At 64.4% G+C, this 14,366-nt stretch carries 14 protein-coding genes; 8 read left to right on the forward strand and 6 right to left on the reverse strand.

Annotation, left to right across the window (positions count from 1 at the left end; genetic code table 11):
- The first annotated feature begins 249 nt into the window (after positions 1 to 249).
- The 3 genes from BMF89_RS06230 (at position 250) to BMF89_RS06240 (ending at position 3,864) form a co-directional block, all read left to right on the forward strand.
- Positions 250 to 1,653 carry an MFS transporter gene (locus tag BMF89_RS06230; RefSeq protein ID WP_078106211.1) on the forward strand — a complete coding sequence of 468 codons (1,404 nt, stop codon included), beginning with the start codon at positions 250 to 252 and terminating at the stop codon, positions 1,651 to 1,653.
- 32 nt (positions 1,654 to 1,685) lie between these two features.
- Positions 1,686 to 2,942 (forward strand): aminopeptidase P family protein, encoded by a 1,257-nt coding sequence (locus tag BMF89_RS06235; RefSeq protein WP_078106212.1) that lies wholly within the window; start codon positions 1,686 to 1,688, stop codon positions 2,940 to 2,942.
- A gap of 121 nt (positions 2,943 to 3,063) precedes the next feature.
- Positions 3,064 to 3,864 carry an IclR family transcriptional regulator gene (locus BMF89_RS06240; RefSeq protein ID WP_078106227.1) on the forward strand — a complete coding sequence of 267 codons (801 nt, stop codon included), beginning with the start codon at positions 3,064 to 3,066 and terminating at the stop codon, positions 3,862 to 3,864.
- Between the two features lie 261 nt (positions 3,865 to 4,125).
- On the opposite strand, the gene BMF89_RS06245 is transcribed toward BMF89_RS06240, so the two are convergent.
- Positions 4,126 to 5,259, reverse strand: a complete 1,134-nt coding sequence (locus BMF89_RS06245; protein WP_078106213.1) for an LOG family protein — start codon at positions 5,257 to 5,259, stop codon at positions 4,126 to 4,128.
- A 63-nt stretch (positions 5,260 to 5,322) separates the two neighbouring features.
- Between BMF89_RS06245 and BMF89_RS06250 the strand changes: the two genes are divergently transcribed.
- The 5 genes from BMF89_RS06250 (at position 5,323) to iolB (ending at position 8,980) form a co-directional block, all read left to right on the forward strand.
- Positions 5,323 to 6,102: a type 1 glutamine amidotransferase gene (locus BMF89_RS06250; protein ID WP_078106214.1), complete on the forward strand. Its 780-nt coding sequence runs from the start codon at positions 5,323 to 5,325 to the stop codon at positions 6,100 to 6,102.
- A 128-nt stretch (positions 6,103 to 6,230) separates the two neighbouring features.
- Complete coding sequence (locus BMF89_RS06255; RefSeq protein ID WP_078106215.1) at positions 6,231 to 6,635, forward strand: cupredoxin domain-containing protein; 405 nt, start codon at positions 6,231 to 6,233, stop codon at positions 6,633 to 6,635.
- Positions 6,632 to 7,081 carry a hypothetical protein gene (locus tag BMF89_RS06260; RefSeq protein ID WP_253190730.1) on the forward strand — a complete coding sequence of 150 codons (450 nt, stop codon included), beginning with the start codon at positions 6,632 to 6,634 and terminating at the stop codon, positions 7,079 to 7,081. Before BMF89_RS06255 ends, BMF89_RS06260 begins: the two co-directional genes overlap by 4 nt.
- A gap of 247 nt (positions 7,082 to 7,328) precedes the next feature.
- Positions 7,329 to 8,069 carry a GntR family transcriptional regulator gene (locus BMF89_RS06265; RefSeq protein WP_078106216.1) on the forward strand — a complete coding sequence of 247 codons (741 nt, stop codon included), beginning with the start codon at positions 7,329 to 7,331 and terminating at the stop codon, positions 8,067 to 8,069.
- Between the two features lie 17 nt (positions 8,070 to 8,086).
- On the forward strand, positions 8,087 to 8,980 hold the full coding sequence (iolB, locus tag BMF89_RS06270; RefSeq protein WP_078106217.1) for a 5-deoxy-glucuronate isomerase: 894 nt from the start codon (positions 8,087 to 8,089) through the stop codon (positions 8,978 to 8,980).
- Between the two features lie 100 nt (positions 8,981 to 9,080).
- Here the strand turns inward: iolB and BMF89_RS06275 are convergent, their stop codons facing one another.
- From BMF89_RS06275 to BMF89_RS06295, 5 genes are read right to left on the reverse strand one after another with little or no spacing between them, the layout of a single operon-like run.
- Complete coding sequence (locus BMF89_RS06275) at positions 9,081 to 10,112, reverse strand: Gfo/Idh/MocA family oxidoreductase (protein WP_078106218.1); 1,032 nt, start codon at positions 10,110 to 10,112, stop codon at positions 9,081 to 9,083.
- Positions 10,109 to 10,927 carry a TIM barrel protein gene (locus BMF89_RS06280; protein ID WP_078106219.1) on the reverse strand — a complete coding sequence of 273 codons (819 nt, stop codon included), beginning with the start codon at positions 10,925 to 10,927 and terminating at the stop codon, positions 10,109 to 10,111. Before BMF89_RS06280 ends, BMF89_RS06275 begins: the two co-directional genes overlap by 4 nt.
- Positions 10,927 to 12,030, reverse strand: coding sequence for a Gfo/Idh/MocA family oxidoreductase (locus tag BMF89_RS06285; protein WP_078106220.1), 1,104 nt, complete (start codon positions 12,028 to 12,030; stop codon positions 10,927 to 10,929). The genes BMF89_RS06280 and BMF89_RS06285 overlap by 1 nt, the downstream gene beginning before the upstream one ends.
- A gap of 35 nt (positions 12,031 to 12,065) precedes the next feature.
- Positions 12,066 to 13,124 (reverse strand): Gfo/Idh/MocA family oxidoreductase, encoded by a 1,059-nt coding sequence (locus tag BMF89_RS06290; RefSeq protein ID WP_078106221.1) that lies wholly within the window; start codon positions 13,122 to 13,124, stop codon positions 12,066 to 12,068.
- Entirely contained in the window at positions 13,124 to 14,119 is a 996-nt protein-coding gene (locus BMF89_RS06295) for a Gfo/Idh/MocA family oxidoreductase (protein ID WP_078106222.1), read from the reverse strand. Before BMF89_RS06295 ends, BMF89_RS06290 begins: the two co-directional genes overlap by 1 nt.
- Positions 14,120 to 14,366: the final 247 nt, after the last annotated feature.

A 14,366-nucleotide genomic window follows, 5' to 3' on the forward strand; every position in this document is an offset into this window, starting at 1 on the left:
TCCCTGGATCCGGGGAGCTTCTTTTTTGCATTTCGGGCCGGGGTTCCACCCAAAGAACGCAACCATGTTGCAGTGAGTGCGCCGCCCTCCCCAACTAGCTCGCACTTGTTGTCGTTTTGAGCGTCCATGACGACATCTATTGCGAGACAGTTGGATAGTTACCGGAAGCCCTTGACGGTGATGCGCGACACATCTATTCTGGTGCAACAGCGTTGCGTTGAATGCAACCCCAAAGTTCTTGGTGGATTCATGAAAAACGAAACATCCTCCGTCGCAGCAATCCCGGGAAGCGCTCATGCCGGATCCAAAGGCGGATCCGACCTTCCCGATGCGACAGCCGCCCCGGGCGGCACACCAAAGCCAGCCAACAGCCACACAGTCAGTAAAGACACCCGACGCCGAGTCATCACTGCCAGCTTCATCGGCAACTTCGTCGAGTGGTTCGACTACGCCGTCTACGGCTACCTTGCCGGGATTATCTCGACCGTCTTCTTCCCCGCATCGGACCGGCAGACAGCCCTGCTCGCCACGTTCGGCGTCTTCGCCGTCTCCTTCTTTGTCCGTCCACTGGGCGGATTCATCTGGGGCCACATCGGTGACCGGCTCGGACGCAAACAGGCACTCTCCCTGTCGATCGTGCTCATGTCCGTGGCAACGTTCTGCATCGCACTGATCCCCGGCTACAACACCATCGGCGTCATGGCGCCGGTCCTCCTGCTGCTCGTCCGCGTTGTCCAAGGCTTCTCGGCAGCAGGCGAATACGCAGGTGCCTCAGCCTTCCTGGTGGAATACGCACCGGCCAGTCGACGCGGACTCTATGCCGCCGTCGTACCCGCCAGTACAGCGGCAGGCCTGCTGCTCGGATCCCTACTGGCGGCACTGCTCAGTTCGGTGCTGAGCAGCGATCAGCTCGGCGAGTGGGGCTGGCGCCTGCCCTTCCTCCTGGCAGCCCCGATGGGCCTGATTGGCCGCTACATCCGCACCAAACTCGAGGACACCCCGGCATTCCGCGAAATGGCCGCCAAAGACACCGCGGTCAAGGCTCCGGCCTTCGCGATGTTCAAGACGTACCGCAAGCAGCTGATCATTGCGACGGGCGCCGTGCTGCTCAACGCCGTCGGGTTCTACGTGATCCTCAGCTATATGCCCACGTACCTTTCCGAGGAGCTTCACTTCGGCGCAGCCGAATCGTTCCTGGCCACGACGATTGCCCTCCTCAGCTATATCGGATTCATTTTCCTGACCGGGATCGCATCGGACAGGTTCGGCCGCAAGCGCATGCTCATCACCGCTTCCGTGCTGTTCGTGGTGCTGACCGTTCCGGCGTTCATGCTCCTCGATACCGGCAATTTCCTGGTCATCGTCCTGGTGCAGATCCTGCTGGGCGCGATGCTTACACTCAACGACGGCACGCTGCCCAGCTTCCTCGCCGAGCTCTTCCCCACGAGGGTCCGTTACAGCGGCTTCGCCGTCAGCTTCAATCTCTCCAACGCCCTGTTCGGCGGCACCGCCCCGTTCATGGCAACACTCCTCATCGGCCTGACCCACAACCAACTGGCCCCCGGTTGGTACCTCGTGGCAGCCTCCGTCATTTCCCTCATCGCGGTCCTCTTCGCTGTGGAGACCTCCAAGAAGCCCCTGCAGCAGGACTGAAAACAACCCACCCATTGAAAGGAACACCACCCATGACCATCACCGAGAATGAAGCCGTCAACGACGTCACCAAGCTTGAGCGCCTCAAGGTCCTCAACAACGGAGAGAAGGTCTCCCTGACTTTCTCCGACGCAGAGTTTGAGCGACGCCTTGCGGGTCTTCGCCGGATCATGGCAGAGAAGGAACTGGACGCCGTTGTCCTGACCAGCTACCACTCCATCAAGTACTACTCCGACTTCCTGTTCACCTACTTCGGCCGCTCCTACGCCATGGTGGTCACGGCCGACGACACCGTCACGGTCACCGCCAACATCGACGCCGGCATGCCGTGGCGCCGCAGCTACGGGGACAACCTGGTCTACACGGACTGGCGCCGGGACAACTACATCTTCGGCATCCAGGAAGTGCTGCGCACCCGCGGGATCAACGTCCGGCGCCTGGGTGTCGAGGACGACTCCCTTCCCCTGGACAACCGCAACAAGATCCAGGCCGCCTTCCCCGGAGCGACCCTTGTGGACGTCGCCCAGGCCGCGATGCGCCAGCGCATGATCAAGTCCGCCGAGGAAATCGAGGTCATCAAGCACGGCGCCCGGATCGGCGACCTCGGCGGCGAGGCGATCCGCAACGCCATCACGGCCGGCATCACCGAGTACGAGGTGGCCCTGATCGGCACTGAAGCTATGGTCCACGAGATCGCCCGGACGTTCCCCGACTCCGAGATCCGCGACACCTGGGTGTGGTTCCAGTCCGGCATCAACACGGACGGCGCCCACAACTGGGCCACCACCCGCAAGATCCAGGAACACGACATCCTCTCGCTGAACTGCTTCCCCATGACCTCGGGCTACTACACGGCCCTGGAAAGGACCCTGTTTTACGGCGAACCCGATGCACGCTCCCTGGAGCTGTGGAACATCAACGTGGAAGTACACAAGCGCGGACTGGAACTCATCAAGCCCGGGGCGGTCTGCAAGGACATCGCCGCTGAGCTCAACGAGATCTATGTTTCGCATGGACTGCTCGCCAACCGCACCTTTGGCTACGGACACTCCTTCGGCGTCCTCTCGCACTACTACGGCCGCGAAGCAGGACTGGAACTGCGCGAAGACATCGATACGGTCCTCGAGCCAGGAATGGTGGTCTCCATGGAACCGATGATCACCGTCCTCGATGGCCAGCCGGGTGCCGGCGGGTACCGGGAACACGACATCCTGGTGGTCGGTGAGGAAGGTGCCGAGAACATCACCAAGTTCCCCTTCGGCCCGGAATACAACATCATCGGCGCCTGACCCCCACCCCCCACGGACATGCCCAGCCTTGCGCCCGAGCAGTGGACATATGGCTCATATGCTCATTGCTCCAGGCCGAGGCTGGGCATGTCCCCATTAAAAGAGCCATATAGTGACCATCATGACCCCAGCAGAACGTGAAACCCCGGCCAACGGCGATTCCAGAGGCGCTTCGGTACTTGAGAACGCCATTGCCGTACTCCGCAGCTTCACCGCCGAGGAACCCCTCCTGGGTGTCACCGAGATCGCCGGCAGGATCGGCTTGCACAAGAGCACGGTGTCCCGGATCCTCGCGACCTTCGAACAGGAACACTTGGTGGAGCGCGACCCCGAGTCCCGCCGTTTCCGGCTGGGCCTGGGGATGATCGCCCTTGCCGGGCCGCTCCTCGCCGAGCTGGAAGAGCGCCGGGTGGCCTATCCCGTGTTGCGCGAGCTGAGCGAACGGACAGGCGAGACGAGCGCCCTCATGGTGTGGAACGGGAGCGAATCCATGTGCGTGGAGCAAATCGCCAGCCGCCACCAGGTCAAGCACCTCGCACCGTTGGGTGCCCGCTACAACGAGGCGCTCAGCTCATCGGTGCAGGTCTTTCTTGCCGCCGAAGACGCCGACCGCGTCCGCAAGCTCCTCCGCAGCGGCTCCATCACATTGCCCGGTCTCGACGAGGAGTCCCTCGAGGCCTACCTGGTCCGGCTCCAGGAGTCTGTGACCCGGGGATGGGCCTTCAATTTCGGCGAAACGTCCATCGAAGAAGTCGGTGTTGCTTCGCCTGTCTTTGACCACCGCGGAGACATCGTGGCGTCCGTCCTCATACCTGCGCCGAAGTTCCGGGTCTCGCAGGACACCCTCGTCAGCCTCGGCGAGGCATGCCAGGATGCAGCACGCAAAGTCACCACTCGCCTGGGTGGCCGCGCCCCGCACTAGCCCGGCATCCCCGCATCGCACCGGACATGCCCCGCTCTGAACTCATGCAATGGACATGTCCACCAACCGTCCAGGGGACATGCCCAGCCCTAGGACTCAGCAGCGGGCATAATGCTTTCGCCGATAGGGACATGTCCAGCCTTGAAGTCCAAAGATGGGCATATTCGCAATATGTCCACTGTTCCAAGCCAGGGGTGGACATGTCCCTAAGTGCCGGGGCGGGACGGCGAGCCAAGGCTGGGCATGTCCCGTGTGAGGCGCCTAGCCCGCGACGACGGCGAGTGCTTCCTCGACGCTGTCCACCAGGAAGATCCGGCCCTCCATCACTTTCCCGGCGGCAAGGCTCTGCAACATGGGCCACGCCGGATACTTGTGCTCCCAGTGGTCGCGACCTACGAGCACCATGGGCGTGACGGTTTCCGGGGCGCCGTAGAAGTTCTCGCACGCGTCCTGGAAGATTTCCTGCACGGTGCCGGCGGAGCCCGGAAGGAACACGATCCCGCCGTTGCATAGCTCGAGCAGGATCGCCTCACGCATGGAGTTGGCGAAGTACTTGGCGATGTGTGTGGCGAAGAGGTTGGGCGGTTCGTGCCCGTAAAACCAGGTGGGGATGCCCAGCGACGTCGTTCCGCACGGATGTTGCCCGACGACGGCGGCCGCCGCCCGCGCCCACGCCGTCACCGAGGGGCGGAAACCCGGCACCGCTGCGAGCGATCGCAGCGCGACGGTGAAGTCGGCGTCGGGCAGGCCGCTCAAGTAGGCGCCCAAATTGGCGGCTTCCATGGCACCCGGTCCTCCCCCCGTGGCTACCGTGAAGCCCGACAGAGCCAGGAGCCGACCCAGCCGCGCGGCCTCGTGGAAGTCCGTGGTTCCGCGTTGTGCGGCGTGGCCGCCCATGACTCCCACGATCTTGTTCCCCGCGAAATCCCCGTTGCCCAGGAGCTCGTCCAGCGCATCCCCGATCGCGTGGTCGTGCAGCGCGGCGGCGAGGGTTGCATCCAGGCTGGTCCGCTGCCCAGGCATGATGCTCCAGTGATAGACCTGCGCGTCCAGGGTTGCTTCGTACTCCGTGGAGTCAATGTCCTCGTACAGTTCGGCGGCGCTGTAGAGGCTGCCCCGGTACGGGTTGAAGGGCACTCCGCGGAGTTTCGGAAAGATGAGGGCGCCGCGGCTGCGCAGGGAGTCCTCGACGCCGTCGTCGAAGGTACAGCCCAGGAAGATGGCGCCTTGCGGATCCAGCCTCTCGAGGTCCGTTCGTCGACCCCGCAGGTCCAGCGACTGGGCGTGCCATCCGTGCATCGTTGCGGCACCGGAGCTCAGCAGCTTGTCGAAATGGGCCACGCTCTCAATCTCGAGCGTGCGGGGACTGGGAGTCAGGGCGCGGGACGGATTCATGGCATCAGCGTAAGCCCGCGGTTCCCGTTGCGCAGGAGTCGACCGGCCAGTGCATCATGGAGGATGCAGACTTCCGAACAGCAAAGAAGCTTAAGGCCCCGGATCGGCATTCCTGTCCGCCTCAGCAGCTCTGAAAGCACGGATGCCCGCGTGGTCGAGGCGAATGAACTCTTCGACTGCATCGTCGAACTAATGCGCGACGCCGGTGCGGAGCCTGTGCTGCTGGACGCTTCCTTCACCGACGAAGCAGGTCCGCTGGCCGCCGAACTCCGATCCCTCAACGGGGTCTTGCTGCCCGGCGGTGGGGACCTGGATCCGCGACTCTACGGGGAAGAAGCGACCGACGCCTGCTATGACGTGAACCCGGACCAGGATCGCCTGGACTTGGCGGTGGTCCGTGGATCGCTCGACGCCGGTTTGCCCACCCTTGGCATCTGCCGCGGCCATCAGCTCCTCAACGTTGTCTATGGCGGGACGCTGATCCAGGACATGTACCCGTCTGCGGTGGAACACAACGGCGTGACCACGGCGGACGGTGGGCTCAGCGCCTGGGCGTGGCTCGACGTCGAACTTTCACCGGATTCCAAGGTGGCCGGGCTCTATGGCTCGCGCGACTCGGTGCGGATCGCTTCGGGACATCACCAGGCCGTGGCACGGGTGGGCGATGGCCTGGTGGTGACGGCGGTCGCAGAGGATGGGACAGTGGAGGCCCTCGAGGATCCGCAGCGCTGGGTGGCATCCGTGCAATGGCATCCCGAGGCCTCGCAGCTGCCTGAGGAGGAACGGCTCGCCCCGTTCAAGGCTTTCGTGGAGGTCTGCAGGACGCTGCGTCCGGTGGGGTGACCGAACTGGCCGCCTCCGCCGGCGGCAAGCAAAGTACTAGTTCCCGTGAACCTGACCGCTCCGGAATTCGTCTAATCAATGTGGCAAGCACATTCGCGCCACCGGACACGAGGAGCGGGGAACCAATCATGAGGAACAACCCCAAGGCCATGATGGTCATCGTTGGAGCGGCCGCCCTGATCGCCGTGGGCGGTTGCGGGGCATCCGGAACTGGTTACCAGGGCGCATCGTCAAGCCCGCCTTCTGCCGCCTCCTCGACTGCTCCGCCTTCCGGGACCTCCCAATCGCTCACCATTACCATCAAGGACTTCGGCTACCAAGGACCCGTGTCGGTCAGCCCGGGGGCCAAAATCACCGTGAAGAACGAGGACGCCCAGGCCCACACGGTCACCTCGGACGATGGAAAGGCGTTCGACGCTGCCGTCGATGGCGGGGGCGGGACAGCCCAGTTCACGGCGCCCACCACACCGGGCAGCTACCCTTACCACTGCGCCTATCACTCGAACATGCACGGAACGCTGGTCGTAAAGTGAGCACCCGTGAAGCGGCCCGCCGCAAGCCGATGAACCGCAGGCCGAGGGACATCCTGCTGCGACTGCTTATCGCGGCAGCCCTGGGCATCGACGCTGTAGTGCACCTCGATTTGGCCTCCGGCTACCAATTGGGTGCGCCTGGTGGAATCGGGGAAGGCAACCTGTTTCGGCTCGAGGCCGCTGTTGCAATCCTCGTCGGCCTGTATGTCCTGATCCGCGGCAGTCGGCCGGCCTACGCGGCCGCGGTGGTAGTTGCTGGAAGCGCCTTCATAGCCGTCCTCCTCTACCGATATGTCGACATACCTGCCATCGGTCCGCTCCCGTCCATGTACGAGCCCGTATGGTTTTTCGAGAAGACCCTCAGCGCGGCCGCCGAGGGACTGGGCGCGGTGCTTGCCGCCGTCGGCTACGTCCGTCAACGCGCAAGCGCCCGACGCCGCCGCTGAAAACGCCCGACGCCGGATGGCACCGGACGCAGAAAGGCCCACCCGCGTTGTGGCAATTGATGCCTCGTCCTGATGTCTGGACATGTCCCTACAAAACCTGTGACAAGGCACGATAAACGCACCTCCGGCACCCTTGACCCGCGCAATGCTCCTGCTATCATCAGTAAAGCAGTATGTCCTATCAAGCGAACATGAGCGGACATGCTTGCAACTTCCGGGACAGTCCCGGAATGCGAGGGAGCATGCAATGGCGAATCAACTTGGCCTCACTATCGACCGTTCTTCCCCTGTGCCTTTGTACCATCAGGTGGTCCAGGGCATCGAGGCCGCCATCCACAGCGGAGTGTTGGAGCCCGGAAGCCGTTTGGACAACGAGATTGACCTCGCCGCCCAGCTGAACCTGTCCCGGCCCACGATGCGCAAGGCGATGGACGAGCTCGTCCGCTCGGGCCTGTTGGTCCGCAAGCGCGGCGTCGGCACGCAGGTGGTGTCGAGCCAGGTCCGCCGGCCCCTGGAACTCTCCAGCCTGTACGACGACCTGACCAACAACGGCAAGAAGCCCACCACGCAGGTCCTCAGCTTCTCGCACATGGAGGCGGACGCAGCCACGCTGACCGCACTCCAGCTTCCGGCCGGTTCCAAGGTCTACCACTTCACCCGCCTGCGCAAAGTGGGCGGTAAGCCGCTGGCGCTCATGGAGAACTGGGTCCGCGACGACATAACCTCCATGGACGAATCCATGCTCCAGGCAGAAGGCCTCTACGCCATCCTCCGCCGCGGCGGGGTCAACTTCCGCCTCGCCTCGCAGCGGATCGGCGCCATGATCGCCAACGACTACCAGGCACCGCTCTTGGAGGCGGAGGTCGGCTCGGCTTTGGTCACCATGGAGCGCACCGCCGTCGACGACACCGGACGCATGGTCGAGACCGGCCACCACGTCTATCGGGCCGATTCCTACAGCTTTGAAATGACACTCGTACAGCGCTAACGCAAGGACATAACTTCATGGCCAACTGGGTCTATCCACTGGGAACCGCCAACGACGGCGATTGGGACATCTCGCTCGGAACCTCCGATTCCGCGTTGACTGTGGACGGTTGGGCCCACACGGGGCTCAAGGTGGCCACGCTCGCCGCGGGCGCCGCCGTCGAGCTTCCCGCCGCAGCAGAAGAGCGGATCGTGGTTCCGCTCAACGGCGCCTTCACAGTGACGGTCGACGACGTCGACTATCCCCTTGCTGGGCGGGCGTCGGTTTTCCACGGCCCCAGCGATGTCCTGTATTCCGGCACGAACGCCGCTGTCACCATCAGTTCGCCCGACGGCGGCCGCGTCGCCGTCGCGACGGCCCCGGCCAACGCGTCGTACCCCACTAGGCTGGTGACCGCCGCGGAGACCCCCGTTGAGCTGCGCGGAGCAGGCAACTGTTCGCGCCAGGTCCATAACTTCGGCACTCCCGCCGCCCTCGAGGCCGACCGCTTCATCGTCTGCGAAGTGCTCACGCCCGCGGGCAACTGGTCTTCCTATCCCCCGCATAAGCATGACGAGGAAAAGGACGGCGAAACGCAGCTCGAGGAGATCTACTACTTCGAGACCCGCGTGGCCGACCCCTCCGGTGCACCTGCTGACGCCGACGCGATCGGCTACCAGCGCGTCTACGCCTCCGATGAGCGCCCGATCGACGTTGCCGCAGAGGTTCGGACCGGCGACGTCGTTCTTGTTCCCTATGGCTGGCACGGCCCCGCCATGGCCGCTCCCGGCTACGATTTGTACTACCTGAACGTCATGGCCGGCCCGGGACCCGTGCGCGAATGGCTCATCAGCGACGACCCCCACCACGGGTGGGTACGGCAGAGCTGGGACGGACAGGACATCGACCCCCGCTTGCCGTTCGGCGCCTAAAGGAGCTCCCACACCCAACTGACTAGCAGTTGTTGTCGTTCTGGGCCTCCAAAACGACAACAACTGCGAGCCAGTTGGGGCCTGTAATCGCTTAACTTGCCTACGCCGTCACGAGTGCCACTCTGACCGGGACCCCGCTCGCGAGCGACTCCTGCGCCGCATCCGCCACCCGGGAAGCCGCGACGGCGTCCTCCGGAGTGCACGGGTTCTCCCGTTGGCCCAGGACCAGTTCAACGAAGGCTGCCATTTCAGAGCGATAGGCCTGGTCGAAGCGTTCGGCGAAGGTCTTGTGAGGTTCTCCGGACGGGAACGCTACGCCGGTCTCGGCTGATTCCATGGCTGTCTGCTCGTCCAGGCCAACCATGAGGGAATGCTTCGAGCCTTGGATTTCGAGTCGGACGTCGTGTCCAGCACCGTTGTAACGCGTTGCCGACACGGTGCCAACCGTCCCGTCGTCGAACGTGATCAGAGCCAAGGCCGTGTCCACATCGCCCACTTCGCCGATGGCGGGATCGCCATTGTTGGAACCCTTGGCATTGACCTCCACGATTTCGCGGCCGGTCAACCAGCGCAGGATGTCGAAGTCGTGGACCGAGCAATCACGGAACAGCCCGCCGGACGTCGCCAGGAACTCCACGGGCGGCGGAGCCATATCGCAGGTCACCGCGCGCAGCGAGTGGATCCACCCGAGTTCTCCGGCTTGGTAGGCGCGCTTGGCCTCGAGGTAGCCGGCATCGAAGCGACGTTGGTGGCCGATCTGCACCACACCATCGTTGGCACGGATATGTTCCAGGACAGGCAGCGACTCGGCCACATTCATGGCCACGGGCTTCTCGCAGAACACCGGAATACCGGCGTCCACTCCCGCGCGGATCAGTTCCGGGTGGGTGCCCGTTCCGGTCGCGATGACCAGCCCATCCACTCCGGACGCGATCAAGGCCTCTACCGAGGGCAGGAATTGGGCTCCGAGCCCCGCCGCGATCCGACGGGCATGTTCTTCGGCTACATCCGTGAGCCGCAACTCCACCTTGATGCCCTGCGCATTCAGTTCCCCGTTGAGGGCTGCAATGTTGTTGGCGTGCATCACGCCGATCCGCCCTACCCCAACCAGCCCGAGAACGACGTCCTTCATAGTGCTACCTCCGTTGAAAAAGCTGAGCTGTCCAGGGACTCTTCGGCGTCAACCGTGAACGCCCGGCGGAACGCCTCAAGCGCCGCCATGTCGTCGCCTCTGGTCCATGCCTCCATGCCGACGGTGCCTTCGTAGCCCGCAGCCGCGAGCGCACGGGCAACAGCCGGATAGTTGATTTCACCGGTCCCGGGCTCGCAACGGCCCGGGACGTCCGCCACCTGGATCTCGCCGATGTGCGGCAGGGCGGTGCGGACCAGCTCAATGAGGTTCCCCTCCCCCAATTGTGCGTGGTACAGGTCCAGCATCATCTTCACGTTGGGGTGTCCGGCCGCCTCCACGAGCGTCAGGGTGTCCTTGGCCCGCGCCAGCGGAATTCCGGGGTGGTCCAGCACGGTGTTGAGGTTTTCGAGGCAGAACGTCAGTCCGTGCTTTTCCCCGAGCGCGCCAAGGCGCTCCAAAGTCCGGGCACCCGTGATCCACATGCTGCCGTTGGACCGGTAGACGGGACGGGCTGCTTTGCCGTCGATGAGCTCGGCCGAGTGCACCACCATGCGGCTGACGCCGAGTTCCAAGGCGGTCGGAATCAGCGTTTCGGCGGTCCTCACCACATCGTCGGCGGTTTCGGCGTCAACCAAGCTCCCCGAGGTGTACCCGGTCATGGAGGAAAAGACCGCGCCGCTCGACTTCAGTGCCGCAATGTCCTTGCTCCTCGAGTCCCAGAGTTCGACGTCGAATCCCGCCTCGTGGATCCGGCGTACCCGTTCGGTGAACGGCAGCTCCGTAAAGACCATTTCGGCGCACACTGCGAGCCGCATCAGACACCGGCCTTGCTGTTGCTTGAAACAGCCGTGACCGCCACGGGTCCGCCGCGCTGGACCGATTCGATGCACGCCAGCGCCATCGCCAAGGCGCGCCGCGCGTCAGCAGCTCCTGGGGTGAGGGTGAAGGCGCCCGACGGCGGCTGCGTGCCATCGCGGCGCGCGCGGACTGCCGCCGCGAAGTCCACGAGTTCGTCAGTGTAGGCATCGCGGAACAGTTCCACGTTGAGCCTCGGGGTTTCGGCCGAGAGGCCCTCTGCCGTGTACCTCAGGGCAGCCGTTTCAGTGGGCCGTCCTGCCTGGACCATGCCCTTGGAGCCGAAGACTTCGCCCCGGACGTCGTAGCCGTAAAGAGCGCTGAAGTTGGCTTCCGCCACTGCCAAGGCTCCATTGCTGTAGCGGACAGTGACCACGGCGGTGTCCAGGAATCCCTGGTCACGCAAGCCCGGTTCCACCAAAGCATCCGCGACGGCGTAGACCTCCACCGGCTCGGCGCCTTCGTTGAACCAGTTCAGCGTGTCGAAATCGTGGATGAGGGTTTCCAGGAAGATCGTCCAGGCCGGAATCCTGGCTGCGTGTCCGATGCTCCCGGTGCCTGGATCCCTCGTCAACGAGCGCAAGAGCTGCGGCTCCCCCACAATCCCTTCGGCCAGGTCCTTCTTGGCGGCCTGGAAGTCAGTGGCGTAGCGGCGGTTGAAGCCGATCTGGAAATGTACCCCTGCCGTTTCGACGGCGAGGAGCGCGGCGTCGAGCTCTTCGAGGCTCTGCCCCGCGGGCTTTTCGCAGAACACGTGTTTGCCGGCTGCCGCGGCCTGGGCGATCAGGGAAGCGTGGAAGCGCGCCGGGCTGGCAATGATCACGGCGTCGATGTCCGGATCGGCCATGATGTCGGCTGCGTCTGCGGTGACCTTCGCCGTACCAAGCTGGGCAGCCAGGGACGCGGCGGAGTCCACGTTGGGATCGGCGATGGCGGCAAGGACCGCGCCGGGAACCCTGCGGGCTATGCTTTCGCCGTGGAACGCTCCCATCCAGCCGCAGCCTATGAGGCCAAGCCGCACAGGCGTGGGAAGTTCGGCTGAATGCTGTTCGATGTAGGCCATGGGCCGGTCCTTTCGATAGTCAGTACAACAATTGCTCAGGCGGGCGCGTTGCCTTCGCCCGGGAATTCAATGCCTGTTTGGCGGCGGATTTCATCCGCGACGTCCATCGTCCGGATGGAGGAGGCCAGGGGCCGTTGTCGGGTTTCCGTGTCACCGGCGGCGATGGCGCGGGCCACCGCGGCGGCTTCGTAGTGCAAGCCTTCCAAATGGCCGCCCGCCGCTTCGTTGTAGCGAAGCCGCGTGCCGTCCGGAAACCGGACCTCGAAACCGCCGGGCATGTTGAAGGGGCCATCGATCGTCAACGTGGCCTCGGAGCCAACGATCGTGGCCATTGTGGGGGTGAAATTATGCAGGTGCGTATTAATCACGGCCTGGCTTCCGCCCGGGAATCGCAGGATGGCGGAGAGCTGGGCGTTGACACCGGCTTCGTGGGGCTGGCCGAAAGCGCTCAACTGCTCGGGGGCACCCAGGACTTCGGTGATGAGGGCCAGCGGGTAGGTGCCCAGGTCCAGCAAAGGTCCGCCTGCCAAGGCAGGGTCGAAGATGCGGTGGCTGCGTTCGAAGTGCTCGCCGTATTCCGCAAGGACCGTTGTCACGGTGCCCAGCATCCCGCCGTCGAGCACTTGCCGGATCACGTCGAACTTCGGAAGGAAGAAGCTCCACATGGCCTCGGCGGCGAAGACGCCGGCTGCCCTTGCCCGCGCGGCGATATCGCGCGCCTGCGCAGCGTTCAGGCCGATCGGCTTCTCGATGAGGACGTGTTTGCCCGCGTCGATGGCGAGGACTGCAGCCGCGTGGTGGAAGTTGTGTGGAGTGCACACGTAAACGATGTCTATGTCCGGAGCCGTAGCCAGCTCTTCGTAGCTTCCATAAGCGGCGGGTAGGCCGAAAGCGTCCGCGAACGTCTTGGACCGCTCCAAGGAACGGGAGCCGACGGCGGCAATCACTTGCGTTGAATAGGCCTGCACCGACTCGGTGAAGCGTTCGGCAATCCACCCCGGGCCCATGATCCCCCAACGCAGCGCTGGCGCGTCACGGGAATCCGGCACACGGGACACCGGAAGGCCGGACTCCGGCAGGCTGGATGAAACCATCAGTAGACCACCTTCGCGTAGGCTCCGTCGCTGTGGAGTGAGCGGATCATGGCCTGGGCGAGCTGCGACGCGCGCAGGCCATCCTCACCCGTGGCGAGCGGTGCAGGCTCCCCCTTTTCGAGGGCTGAAATCCAGGCCTGGAGTTGCAGGCGGTATGCGTCGGCGAAACGGGGACGCCAATCGGCGGGGATTTCGGTACTGCGCCTCCCCTCGTGCCGGACATCGAGGGCGGCTGGTTCGGGCAGTGCCGTGGTGCCGAACTCCGACACGACCTCGCACCGGGTGGTGTAGCCATACTGCGCGTTGAGGAAAAGTTCGAGCGTGGCAAGGGTGCCGTCGGCCGCTCGCAGGAGCATGAAGGCGGGATCCCGCAGGTCACCGGTACTGTGCCGGGAGCTCCGCCCCGACTGCCAGGACACCTCGGTGATGGGCGAATCCAGCAGCCAAGGGATGATGTCGAGCTCGTGGATGGCCGAGTTGGTGATGGCGGACTCCGAGCTCGCGCCGGTTCCCGCGGAGGCGGTCCGGCTGGTGCAGTGGACCTGCAAAGGCTCGCCGTGCGTGCGTGCCCGGGTCGCTTCGCGCAGCGCGACATAACCGGGATCGAAGCGCCTCATGAAGCCCATCGACAGCAGCCGGGCACCCGTTGCGGCCAGGAGGTCGGCTTCTGCCTCCACGACTTCATGGCTTTCCAGGAGCGTGGGGGCCAACGGCTTTTCGCACAGTACTGGGGTCATTGCCTCAAAGCACTCCAGCACGAGTCCCGCATGGGTTGAGTCATGGGAAGCGACGACGACGGCGTCAACGTCGCTGGAGTTGATCAGTTCGGAGGGATCGGTGGTGATGCGCGCGGATGGCGGGGCCGCGGCTGCCGCACGTCCGGCGTCGAGGTCTGCCACGAAGGTGACTTCGGCGCCGCTGATGGTGGTGGAGAGGTTCCTGATGTGGTCTGCGCCCATAACGCCGGCGCCGATAACGCCTACCCGGATCGGCATGCTGTCTTCCCGTCTACTACTTCGTGCGCATTCCTGCGGTGGCATGGCGGGCGGGGGCCCATCCGCTCTATCTGGCGGACCCCCGTCTCCATCCGCGCTGTCCCCGCGTTAGGCGTGCCGCGGGGTGTTTTCCCTTGAGGTGTCGGCAACGTCGGTGACTTCTGTTACCCCGGCGACTTCGGCTTGGACTTCCTTGAGGGCTTGGGTGTGTCCGCCGAGTTGTTCGAGTTCGTGGGCGAGTTCGGCC

The organism is Arthrobacter sp. SRS-W-1-2016 (assembly GCF_002009585.1).
Classification (GTDB): Bacteria; Actinomycetota; Actinomycetes; order Actinomycetales; family Micrococcaceae; genus Arthrobacter; species Arthrobacter bambusae_A.

Coding starts and splice junctions, on each gene's coding strand:
- BMF89_RS06265 (WP_078106216.1), top strand. CDS start 7,329: ATGGCGAATCAACTTGGCCTCACTATCGACCGTTCTTCCCCTGTGCCT.
- BMF89_RS06245 (WP_078106213.1), bottom strand. CDS start 5,259: ATGAATCCGTCCCGCGCCCTGACTCCCAGTCCCCGCACGCTCGAGATT.
- BMF89_RS06290 (WP_078106221.1), bottom strand. CDS start 13,124: ATGGTTTCATCCAGCCTGCCGGAGTCCGGCCTTCCGGTGTCCCGTGTG.
- BMF89_RS06230 (WP_078106211.1), top strand. CDS start 250: ATGAAAAACGAAACATCCTCCGTCGCAGCAATCCCGGGAAGCGCTCAT.
- BMF89_RS06235 (WP_078106212.1), top strand. CDS start 1,686: ATGACCATCACCGAGAATGAAGCCGTCAACGACGTCACCAAGCTTGAG.
- BMF89_RS06255 (WP_078106215.1), top strand. CDS start 6,231: ATGAGGAACAACCCCAAGGCCATGATGGTCATCGTTGGAGCGGCCGCC.
- BMF89_RS06285 (WP_078106220.1), bottom strand. CDS start 12,030: ATGGCCTACATCGAACAGCATTCAGCCGAACTTCCCACGCCTGTGCGG.
- BMF89_RS06275 (WP_078106218.1), bottom strand. CDS start 10,112: ATGAAGGACGTCGTTCTCGGGCTGGTTGGGGTAGGGCGGATCGGCGTG.
- iolB (WP_078106217.1), top strand. CDS start 8,087: ATGGCCAACTGGGTCTATCCACTGGGAACCGCCAACGACGGCGATTGG.
- BMF89_RS06250 (WP_078106214.1), top strand. CDS start 5,323: ATGCAGACTTCCGAACAGCAAAGAAGCTTAAGGCCCCGGATCGGCATT.
- BMF89_RS06295 (WP_078106222.1), bottom strand. CDS start 14,119: ATGCCGATCCGGGTAGGCGTTATCGGCGCCGGCGTTATGGGCGCAGAC.
- BMF89_RS06240 (WP_078106227.1), top strand. CDS start 3,064: ATGACCCCAGCAGAACGTGAAACCCCGGCCAACGGCGATTCCAGAGGC.
- BMF89_RS06280 (WP_078106219.1), bottom strand. CDS start 10,927: ATGCGGCTCGCAGTGTGCGCCGAAATGGTCTTTACGGAGCTGCCGTTC.